8 protein-coding genes are annotated in these 11,552 nt (G+C 40.9%); 2 read left to right on the top strand and 6 right to left on the bottom strand.

Annotated features, from left to right (window positions below; translation table 11 throughout):
• Window positions 1-254 precede the first annotated feature (254 nt).
• The 6 genes from AC0KVP_RS06240 to AC0KVP_RS06215 all read right to left on the bottom strand — a co-directional run bounded on the left by AC0KVP_RS06240 (window position 255) and on the right by AC0KVP_RS06215 (window position 9,402).
• The gene (locus tag AC0KVP_RS06240) at window positions 255-524 is read right to left on the bottom strand and encodes a hypothetical protein (protein ID WP_004696516.1); all 270 of its coding nucleotides are present in this window, start codon (window positions 522-524) and stop codon (window positions 255-257) included.
• Between the two features lie 121 nt (window positions 525-645).
• Entirely contained in the window at window positions 646-1,005 is a 360-nt protein-coding gene (locus AC0KVP_RS06235) for a hypothetical protein (RefSeq protein WP_473339684.1), read from the bottom strand.
• Window positions 1,006-1,113: 108 nt separating this feature from the next.
• The gene (locus tag AC0KVP_RS06230; RefSeq protein ID WP_473339682.1) at window positions 1,114-1,548 is read right to left on the bottom strand and encodes an I78 family peptidase inhibitor; all 435 of its coding nucleotides are present in this window, start codon (window positions 1,546-1,548) and stop codon (window positions 1,114-1,116) included.
• A 144-nt stretch (window positions 1,549-1,692) separates the two neighbouring features.
• Complete coding sequence (locus AC0KVP_RS06225; RefSeq protein WP_010327009.1) at window positions 1,693-1,896, bottom strand: hypothetical protein; 204 nt, start codon at window positions 1,894-1,896, stop codon at window positions 1,693-1,695.
• A 209-nt stretch (window positions 1,897-2,105) separates the two neighbouring features.
• Window positions 2,106-6,623 carry a translocation/assembly module TamB domain-containing protein gene (locus AC0KVP_RS06220; protein WP_473339678.1) on the bottom strand — a complete coding sequence of 1,506 codons (4,518 nt, stop codon included), beginning with the start codon at window positions 6,621-6,623 and terminating at the stop codon, window positions 2,106-2,108.
• Window positions 6,624-6,648: 25 nt separating this feature from the next.
• Window positions 6,649-9,402, bottom strand: a complete 2,754-nt coding sequence (locus AC0KVP_RS06215; protein ID WP_473339675.1) for a BamA/TamA family outer membrane protein — start codon at window positions 9,400-9,402, stop codon at window positions 6,649-6,651.
• 176 nt (window positions 9,403-9,578) lie between these two features.
• Here AC0KVP_RS06215 and AC0KVP_RS06210 point away from each other — a divergent pair, with 176 nt between their 5' ends.
• Window positions 9,579-10,898 carry an MFS transporter gene (locus AC0KVP_RS06210; protein ID WP_473339673.1) on the top strand — a complete coding sequence of 440 codons (1,320 nt, stop codon included), beginning with the start codon at window positions 9,579-9,581 and terminating at the stop codon, window positions 10,896-10,898.
• Window positions 10,899-10,902: 4 nt separating this feature from the next.
• Window positions 10,903-11,538, top strand: coding sequence for a 2-polyprenyl-3-methyl-6-methoxy-1,4-benzoquinone monooxygenase (gene coq7, locus AC0KVP_RS06205; protein WP_473339670.1), 636 nt, complete (start codon window positions 10,903-10,905; stop codon window positions 11,536-11,538).
• Window positions 11,539-11,552 lie beyond the last annotated feature (14 nt).

Raw genomic sequence — 11,552 nt, 5'->3', positions numbered from 1 at the left:
TGCTTTAAATAAAGCTACGTAAATAATATGGACTGCTTAATTTTACTAAAATTCCAGTTAAAAGTTAATGCGCTACAAGTGTTTCTTCGTGATGCCCATTATTTTCTAACTAAATGATGTTCATATCTATTGCACATAAAAACAGCAATATAGTCAGATCGTTTGGAATTGTTTCACATTAACTTTGAACTGCCATTTAAAAACAAAAAAGGCAACCTATGTTGCCTCTTTTTACGCAATATAAATATTCAACCTTAGTGTACTGTTGTCGCTTGAATATATTGTTTGAAACTTTCACGACAGCCTTCAAATTTCATTTGAATTTCATCCTCATGCAAATTTTGATGAGCAGAGCTTGCAAAAGAAATTTGTACTGAAATACGTGTAGGTTCATGGTCAAGTGCGTGTTTGAAGTATACATGGTCACCTAAACTGAGGACATAATGGCCGCCGCCAATTACAGCCACACCATTTTCATCTTCCAAGAGTAAATCTGCGTGATTTAAATAGCCAACAACTTCCATTTTTCTGCTCCTCTCATTTTTTATTCTATGTTTATTATTCTTTATTTTTATATGCTTTGCTATATATATGATTTAGAGTTTTGTCACAAAAAGTTCCATGCAAAAAATAAAAAACCGTTCCTTAGAACGGTTTGTAATCTGGCATTTCAGTATGCGGTGTTGCAATACATTTTTCAGTATATTTCACACGAAATTTTTCACGCGCACCTTCAATATCGGACTTAATTTCAGCCTCAGGTAAAGCATAAACATCTTCAATAATTTCTAACGCAAATGCCTTGGTCATTTCGTCTTCAACTTTATTGGCATGCTCAATCGCTTTATCTTTTTCAATGGCATTTTGACGGTCTAACATAATTGAACGTGCTGCATTACCAATACTTTTACAATAGCCATGCCATTGCTCTTCTGGTGTTAACGGTTTTTTTTCAGCACAACCCACCAGTGCAATCACAGCAGCCAAAGCGAATAACTTTTTCATTACAACTCTCCTATTCGCCCTATCATAATCAAACTTTTTCAAATGAAGAACCATTAACCACTTTAAATAGTATAAAAGCCCAAATTTGGGCTTTTATACTTGGGAAAATTAACCGCAGCTTGCTTGAACTACTTTATTGGTTTTCGGATCGACTGTTACTGTCACACGGTTTTCACGATAATCCATAGTCACAGGCTGCCCCGGTTGTACTAAACGTACCATCTTCGCACTGGTTTTTTGCTTAATCTGCACTTCAGTTAAATTTGACTGACCAATCAAGGCTGTCGCTTGCTCAGCAACACATTTACTTTGACTAGCACGGAAAAGCGCCCATTCTTCAATGACTTGACCATTCGGTAAATGGCAATAGCCTACTTCACCATTAGCCTCTTTTCGAATCTCTAATTTACCACCCTGTTCAACACAATACGTACTGGCAGGATTAGCCATACCTAAAGTTGGCTTTTCAGTTTCATTCTTTTGCGCAGTACTACAACCCGAAATAGCAGCAACCATTAATCCAAGCATTACGATTTTTTTCATAAAAAATATTTCTTTAAATAAAAGATCAACATAGCAAATATGTTTAAAAAAAACTGTGCGAGTTTTGCAAAATTTAAGATTGCATAAAAAAGCCCATCATTTGACGGACTTTTTTATGCTGATAATCTTTTTTTCAGGTCATTTTTAATTGACTGAGTGAATATCAAGCTCTTCGTTTTTCGCTAAAACTACAGATGCTAGAATTGGAGTACCTAAAATGAACGGCATAGCAAAGATCCAAAAGACCACGGTATAGTGCGGATCAAAGAAAAACTGAATAGCAAGCGCTACTAAAATTAAAACTGAAAATAAAATCGCTGCAAAGCGTATTACAAAATTGATCGGCATAGGGATCATCACTCTAAATTTAGCAAGTCCATTTACTATACACCTACTTTCATTATGGTTTAATTGATTTTAAGTATCTAGTGTCTGTTATTCATAGGTTTTCTTCATCTATGGAATAAAGAGTTTTATCAAATGGCGGATTAAGCTTTTTTTAACACCTAAAAATAAAGCCTACGCGATTGTAGGCTTTATTTAGCTGAAGAGGAGCTTTAGAATTTCCAGTTATAGAAGACGTCGATTGCGCGCTCTAATGACTGACTCGCCTCTAAGTACATACGTTTGTTCATTTGATAACGCAGAGTCAGTTTATTGACTGGTGTAAAGACACCCACGCCATAACGGATATATAAGTCAGGTGTAATATAACCCGTCAGACTGACTTGTGTGTCATCCCCTGTACCTTGCGCATCTAATGCTAAACCACTTAAGCCAAAAGTACGTCCAATTTGGTTCGTAAAGGCGCGTGTACCACCTAAACCCAAACTAATCCCTGCGGCAGCAATGGTGTTGTTGACATCTGACTTAAAGCCTTCAGTTTGACTTAAACCACTTGTACCTTCGTTAATGCGGCCTGTAATTAACGCGTTCAAAGCTTCTTGCTCAGACAGCCCTGCATCGTTATAGACCTGAATATTGGGTGATGTTGCTGTACCCGTTACGCGAAAACCCACCGTGCTGCCTTGTACATTTTTATTTGCATCGACATCCAGAGTTGGGTTGCTCAACACACCGTTAAAACGCGCAATGGCACGGTTTAAATCCAAACTCTGTCCATAAGCTTCAATTTTAACTTTCTGACTCACCCCAATTGCACCATTGGCACGCATTGCGGTTTCAGCACCGCGCTGCGACAGATATAAACGACCTAACAATGGAATACGACTATTAAACCCTTGGAAGACAACTTGATTACCTAGTCCGACCATCAGGTCAGCACGAATATCCCAAGGTTTTGCGCTATTTAAAATCGCCAATTGGTTTTGACCTTCTCTGACCACGCGTACATCAGAGGATACATTCACCACAGGTACAGACGCTTCAGGCATCGAAATAAGCGCACGAGGAACTTGAATTTCACCGTTTAAGCTTAATTTCTTACTCAACGGTAAAACATCCAGTGTGATTTTTGGTGTTACTAGCGCGGTAATTAATGGCGCTTGGCGAATCAGTAAATTTTCTCCATTCAATTGAAGCTGAATGCGTGGATCATTTTTCCAATCTACCGTCCCTGTAAGTGTGCCCACCCCACGACCACTGTTAAAAGCACCATTGATGGTGGCTTGGTCTTGGCGTATAGCCGAATACAGCTGAATATTGGTCAAATTGACTGGCAGTGAAATCATACTAATCGAACCATCTTTCAGACGGACATCCCCAGTAAGTAGTGGTGCTTTTAGCGTTCCATTAATCTTACCTGCATACGAAATTGTTCCGCCCATCGAACGTACATCAGCAATGAACGGTTTAAAGACTTTGAGTTGTACCTGATCAAATGCAATTTCACCGCGCATAGGCATGCTGTCCCGATACGGATCAATAACCACATTGGCATAGCCCATACCAATTTCAGGTGTTTTGACATCCAAACGGATTTGTAATCCTTCTGCGATGCTTTTGGCAACCAAAGCCACTTGTTCGTATTTTAAGGTTGAACCCATATCTTGTGGGTCATCGGCAGCTAGACCAATCACACCATCACGGGTGACTAAGCGCGCATCAATTTTTGGTTTAGATCCTTGTGCCCAAACCGCTTTAGCATGACCATTTAACTTACCTGTAATTGCTAACCCTTCAGGCATAAAGGCAGCAAAGTCGTTTAGGTCAAGGTTTTGAGTCAAGAATGAAATATTGCCACGCGTTTTACTGACACGAATCGGTTGATCAAAACACAACTGACTTTGTTGACTCATCCAACAATGCGCACCAATCAGCAAATCTGCTTTGGCACTGTTATAGACCACGGCTGCACTTTGGCGCTGTACCAAACGTGCACGTAAAGAGTCAAAATCACCTTTTTGGATCTGACCTAACCAATCATTTTGCGCATTAAAACCACCTGCCAATTGCACATAAAATTTCGACTTTTCGTTTTGTGCAGAAACTTTTAATAAATGGGCTTTGCGAATACCTGCCAGTGAAATTTCACCTTGTTGAATTTCACGATTACCACTTCTTAAACTTTCCATTTTTGCAGTCAATAATGACGGCGTTGTTTCCGATGTCGGTAATTGCCCGACAATGCGTAATTTACGCATATCAATCAGATCTTTAAAGCCAAAATTATCCACAGCTAAGTTTGCCGTAGCCCTTAAACGTGGTTGAGATTGAATATTTAAATAGCCGTAGGCACGGCCACGTAGGCCCGCATAAATTTCATACAATGCAGGCGCATTAATATTCAGTCTTAAATTTTGCGCATTACCCGTCGCTTGCACTTGGTTTTTGGCATAAGCCAACAGTAGATTATTCGCTTCAAACTGTTGCGGTAAAAAGCCCTTTTCACTGGAGTTGAGCACCAAAGCTAAATTACCTGTACCACGCAGTGGTTTATTATTGAGCATGCCTGCGAGGTTTAAGCTCTCAATGTTAATGCGTTTTAAAGCATCCGACCATGTACCTTTAGTTTTCACTACACCAGACAATTCGCCTTTAACACTAGATACAAAATATTGTGGTTTAAAACGAATGAGTGCTGCATTCACATCCCAAGTGATACCGTGAATAAAATGTACTAAACCACTGGCATTAATTTGACCTGCCACACCATTGTGTTTCAACTCAGTTACTTTAATAAACTCAGGCGTTCCTGAAAGTTTTAGGTTTAACGTGCCCTGACTGGCTTCAAACTGGCTGGCTTTTAAAGCGCCATCATAGTTCACTGCATAGCCTTTGAAAGCACCACCAGCTTTTTCATCATTAAACAGGAGTGCTGCGGTTGACTGACCCGTTAAGTGAACCGTTTCATTATTGCCCACCATTTTTCCAGTCAGATCAATGCCCTGTAGCTGAATGATTTGCTGATTCGGTTTGGCATAGCCACTTGCTTGTAGCTTTCCGTTCAATAGATTAACCGGTGAAGCTTCTGCAACCATTTGCGGATTAAAATCTTTCGCGTTTAAAGCGGCTTTCCACTTCAGTTGACGTTTCTCATCTGGCAGCTCAACCACCGCATTGCCACTTAAGCTTCCCTTACCTGCTACATAACTAAAACTCGGCACATTTAAATTATTATTTTTAAAATTTAACTGCGCGAGGTAATTACCCGCAGGTAACGTCGCTTTTTCGTGTTGACTCACAACAGTAGCAACATGAATATCTTGCTGACCTTCAACCAACGCCAGTTTTACATCCCCTGAAGCACTACTTAACCAGCCGATATAAGGCACGGCACGATCAATATTTTTCCAAGAGACATCCATCAACATTGGCTGGACTTTGTTATTTTTCTCTGGGTTTTGGTCTAGTGCGAGATTCCATGTTTCATAACGATCAAAGTCTAGATCTGCGGTTAAGTGTAAACCCTTTTCAAGCGTACCTTTGGATGCAATTTTTGCATCCAAACTTGGTGGTAGAAAGTCAGAAACTACTTGTGGCAGTACATCATCTTTAGAATTGATTTTATCTAAACGACCTTGTATGTCCCAAGTGACATGATCCTTCCAACTTACCACACCACCCAGATTGACCGAACCTTTCATCAACTGAGCATTTAGGTTATCAATGTCAAGTTGATGAACCAAGTCTGTATGCATCAAAGCTGTATATTGACCTTTTGGAATATCTTTACCACTCAGATCTGTATTTAAGTCGATATTTAAACGTTCGATATCACCTGAAAATTTAGCAACGCCTTTTTCAGCATAGAGTTTGTAATCGGTCAGGAGCGGTAAGTTGTAATGATTAAATTTAAGCTGACCTTGCATCGGTACATGCTTACGTACAGGGTGCAAAATGGCCCAACCCGTCAACAGGTCAGGCGTCCGTGTCGCAAAACCCGCTTGGATGGTATCCAGTGTCCCCGTTGCGTGTACCGCAATATCATGCACATTTAAACTATCACGCAGTGCTGGTAAGTTTGCAATGGCGGTCGCTTCAAGTGGATATTTCCCTGAGAATTTCATTTTCCCAGTTGCATTACGAACTGCTAAATAGCCGATGTCCATACGAGAGTCTTCAAACTCAAGTTCCGTCCCCGACCAGAGGGCATTATTTAAATGCACATCATAAAAATCTACTTGGGCATCGGATGCGGTACGAATATTTAAATGATCAACATCTGCTGTATCTAAACGTAAAACAAAGGGTAATTTAATTTCGCTGAACTTAAAGGGTTCATCACTCGGTTCACCTTTGGTAATGATACGCAAATTACGAACATCGGCTTCACGTAGATGTATCTCTTTATCTAAAATGGCGCGCCAACCCAAACTCACGTCAGCACGGTCAATTTTGACATCGACAGGCTTTAAGGTAACCACCACATTTTTAAGGATAATGCCTTTCCACAGATTACCGCCTTCATACTCATATTGGATAATCTGCTGACGTTGCAAAACTTGGTCGAGTAAAAACTTACTGCCTTTATCGGTAGAAAACATGACCGCAAGCGATATCACCAACAAGATGAGCGTCAACAACAGCGTCAAAAGGACACTTCTAAGAATACGTCGCTGTTTGGCAAGCGGCGTAGGTGGTGTTGGTTCTTGCTGCTGTTCTACTTCAGCCATAGTCTTCCCAAAAAAGTGTTAAATTTTATAATAATGAGCCAATAAAGAAATGCACACGTATCGGATGACTATCATCAGAAATACCTGAAGCTACATCAATCCGGATCGGACCTATCGGTGATGCCCAGCGCACACCAAGACCGACACTGTATTCTGTGTCATTGCTAAAATCTGTATCATAAGCATTACCAAAGTCGCTGAATACTGCCGCACGCCAGCCTTCTTTAAACTGGTAATTGTATTCCATGGAGCCAACAGCTAAGGCCTGACCACCCACTTTAAAACCATCGACCACAGGTGACAAACTCTTGTAGTCAAAACCGCGAATACCTTGGTCTCCACCCGTGAAATAACGTAAGTTATAAGGGACTTTATTAAAGTCTTCAGTAAAGATATAACCGAGATCACCACGTCCGACAAATTGGTGGTTGTCATTTTCACCCAATGAATAGATAAAGCGCCAACCCGCATTTACGATGGCCATATCGGCATCTGAAAGTAGGCTTTCGCTTCCCAATTGAATTTTATAGGTTTGTTTAATTCCTTTGCTTGGGTTGACCCGTTTATCACTGTCAATTCTAGAAATTTCATAACCCAATAAAAGTGACTCTTGCTCTGGGTCATCATTGGCAATAAATGCATCAGGGATATCTGTTGCACTCGCTGTGCCTTTTTGCGTTAAGCGGTCTAAACGGTAACGCACCCCATAAGTATGTTGCCAATTCCCCATTGGGTTTTTAATGACACGGTCAGCCCCTGCAACTGCTGATTCTGTGAGCAAGTTTACGCCCTGTCCAACATCATCACGCACTTCACGCTCATAACCACCCACGAGACTGATATAATCATTCAGTGGATGTTTATAGGGAATATTATAACGACCGTCGATAGACTGACGAATTTCTGAAAGCTCAAAGTTGGCGTCAAAAGAGTGACCACGTCGGTTTACAATGGCACGACGGTATTGCGCACGTAAACGTGCACCAGAGTCACTACCATAACCGGCACCGACTTCTACACTGTTTAACTGGTCCGCGTTTAAAGTAACTTTAACAGGAATTATTTTTGTTTCTCGAGCTTCCAGTTTTAAACGTTCTTCTTCACTTTCTTTGGTTTCTTGTGCGGTGCGAAGCGCTGCTTGTGCTTTGTTCTGCTCAGCATCATTAACACCGGCGAACTGTGCTTCACTGACCACAGACTGTGTTACTTCACGACTTGAAACAACTTCTTTCCTCTCTTGGATCAAGGCATCTTGACTAGAAAGCTGCTGTTCATCGACCAATTGCTGTAAATCAGGGGGTAACTCACGAACCCTTTCTACAGGGTCCGGTCGAACGGCATCTACCAAGCTATAGTTAAAGTAACGTGAGTTGGTCAAATTATTAGCCAAACTATTAACACGCCAAAAGGTATAATCCGCCCCAGGCTCCCAAGTCACCAAGCTTTGTAAAACATCTAAATCAATAGGCAGTGGTTTGTTTGGGTCACTCATCACAAACTCAACACCGCCGAGTTTATAGCGTTCACCTGTTTCATAACGTAAATTAATGTCTGCCGTATTTTGCGGCTGTTCCACTTTCACATCATGTAAGCGCCAGTAACTGTCAAAGAAACCGTTATTGCTGGCCGCTTCATTAATTCGTGCTTTGGTCGACTCGTACAAACCGTGATGCAATACATCCCCGACGTCTTGCTCAGGTAAGACTTTAATCACTTGGAACTGCGGTAAGTACTGACCTGCACCACTAAACTCGATATTTTGCTCTTCAATCCGCACAGGTATATTCGGCACCACTTGAATGCGCACACGGTTATTGCTGGTTTTTTCAAACTTAAATTCCGCATTATAAAACCCGACGGCTTGTGCGGCTTGGTTTGAAATTGAGCGTAGCTGCGGCAATGCCGAAGGAAAATCTTCAAAAGACTCTTGTGTAAAGCTTGAAACTTTACCTTCAATATTTTCTTTTAAATTAACCAAAGCGGCCTGATACGCTTTATTGGATATTTCGCCTTCATATTTCGCATTGATGATTTCAACATCCGCACTGATCCGCGGCACTTTTGCAGTATCCAATGCTCTTGGTGGTCGAATTTTATAAAGTATGCGCTTAAAGAAATTGGGTTCTTTGGCAATTTGCTCTTCAGCACTTATGCCAAAATCTAAGGTATTTCCTTGCGTGTTGGCTTCTACAGAAATTTTACTGTCTGCTTGAATGCTTTGCATCAGTTGATCAACATTGACCGGAGCTTGATTAATTTCTGCCATTTCCTGTTGAGTGGCATCACTCACCACCAACTCTGTCGTTTGACCACTTCGGTAAGCTTGAGCTTCTGCTTTCGCTTGCTCAGCCACTTGATAAATATCATTGGCCATGCCTTGATCAACTTGTACAGTTGGCAAGTCTTCAAGATCGTCAAACTCAATCGGTGCAAATTCAGGTAAATTTTTTAAAGCCGTCTGTTGCTGTTGCAACATTTGCATACTGTCTGGAACCGTGGGCTGAACTACAGAATTTTCAACTTTTTTTAATTCGTCCGCGCTACCCATACCTTGACGAATCGCTTCTTTTTTAATGTCTTCAGTGAATTCTGTAGAATTTTGTGGCTCGACTTGTACGTTACTTGGTTCAATCGCAACGGGGGTTTCAGCCAAAGCCGCTTGTGACAAAAGCGTTAAAAAGATACTCAGACACAAATATTTATTGTTATGATGCCACGGTATGAAAGAATTCATACTCAATGAAAGAGTCGACTTTTTAAATTGTGTTTTGGCAAGCATAGAAAACTCTAAATTTATTTAATCGTTATGGATTTGCTCTAATGAATTGTCACAAAAGAACTGAAATCTATTGATTATTTTACCCAATTTCAGGTTTTAAATATCTTACATGATTTTATTGAACGTTTGAGCAATTAGTCACATTTCTTAATAAAACTTAATACAGCGCAAAAAGCATGAAAAACAATGAACATCTATTAAGTACCCGTCGTTTTCTTCCCATGTTTATTACCCAATTTTTTGGTGCTTTAAACGACAATGTCTATAAACAAGCTTTGCTTTTAGTCATTACTTATGGATGGATTAATCAACAAGCTGCAGATGTCAGTACCTTAAATAATTTAGCCGCACTGTTATTTATTTTGCCTTACTTCATTTTTTCTGCAACCGCAGGACAAATTGCCGATAAGTTTGAGCGCTCACAACTTATTCGTGGCATCAAAGTTCTAGAAATTGTGATTATGCTCATCGGTTCCGCGGGTTTCTTGTTGGGCAATTTATGGCTACTGCTCTTGGCTCTATTTATGATGGGCACACACTCCACCTTCTTTGGCCCCATTAAATACGCCATTTTACCTGAGATTCTCAAGCCAAATGAACTCATGTCTGGCAATGCGCTATTTCAGTCGGGCACCTCCATTGCTATTTTAATCGGGATGATTTTGGGTGGCGCAGTCATTTCGGTTTCTCAAGGCAATCTTATTTGGATCAGCCTGACTGTCGTTATCATTGCCATTTTGGGTTATCTCTCCAGTCGATTTATTTTAAAACAAAAAGTCAGCTCACCCGACTTAAAAATTGACTGGAATTTCTTTAGAACCAGTTTTCAAACACTCAAATATGCCAAAAGCCTCCCCCTCATCTTTACGATTTTACTGGGAAATTCATGGTATTGGTTTTACGGTGCAACCTATCTCACCCAAATTCCACAGTTGACTCAACAAAACCTACATGCATCAGAAAATGTCGTCAGTCTTTTACTCACGTTCTTTTCTGTCGGGATTGGGGTCGGCTCACTGCTGTGTCGTAGAATTGGTGGCTCTGAAGTGAATATTAAAATGGTGCCTGTCGGTGCTATTGGACTGACCCTATTTGCCTTTTATTTGGCCTTGAGTCTAGCTTATGCCCCAGAACGCACAGGGGCTATGCTCAATGTTAGCGATATGTTCAACCACGGCATGGTTTACTATCATGTCATGCTCGCAGTGACTTTGCTTGGCATTAGTGGCGGTTTTTATATTGTGCCCTTGTATGCCATGATGCAAGCTTATTCTCCACGGTCGCACCGTGCACGTGTTGTTGCCGCAAACAACATATTAAATGCGGTGTTTATGGTGTCTTCTGCTATATTTTCGATTATCATTTTAAGTGTTTTGAAGATTGATATTAAAATACTTTTCAGCATTACTGCTGTATTAAGTGCGGGCTTTACGCTGTGGTTGTTATATCGACTCAAACCCATGCTAAAAACTGTACAACCTGAGTTAGAGGACTAAAGTTATGCGTCATTACACTGGCATCGATAAATTTATCAATTCTTTTGATCAAGCCCTGCGTAGCTTAGTTCCAGGCACGACGTCTGCTCAACGTGAAAACCCAGGCAAGGCGGTAGAAACCCAACTCGCAGTGAGTGAAGCACGTCATGTTGCAGGTCTAATGCGGGTCAACCATAGTGGTGAAGTGTGTGCACAAGCGCTTTATCATGGGCAAGCTTTAACGGCAAAACTACCGAATGTACGCCATGAAATGGAACAAGCTGCAATTGAAGAACAAGACCATCTTGCATGGTGTGAAGACCGCTTAAAAGAGCTAGACAGCCATACCAGTCTGCTTAATCCTATTTGGTACGGTTTATCCTTTGGTATGGGTGCAATCGCAGGCATTGCAGGCGATAAATATAGCTTAGGTTTTGTTGCTGAAACTGAACGCCAAGTCAGTATACACTTACAGCATCACATCAGCCAACTCCCTGCTCAAGATGACCGTTCACGCAATATTCTTGTGCAAATGAATGAAGATGAATTACACCATCGTGATACAGCACTGAATGCTGGCGGTGTCGATTTACCGATTCCTGTCAAAATCACCATGACGGCTATTTCAAAACTCATGACCAAGACCAGTTATTTTATTTAAGCAAATATGCCTTA

Source organism: Acinetobacter sp. DL27 (genome assembly GCF_055810995.1).
The sequence above is the reverse complement of the archived record's forward strand: the minus strand, read 5'-3'. Positions and strand labels throughout refer to the sequence as shown.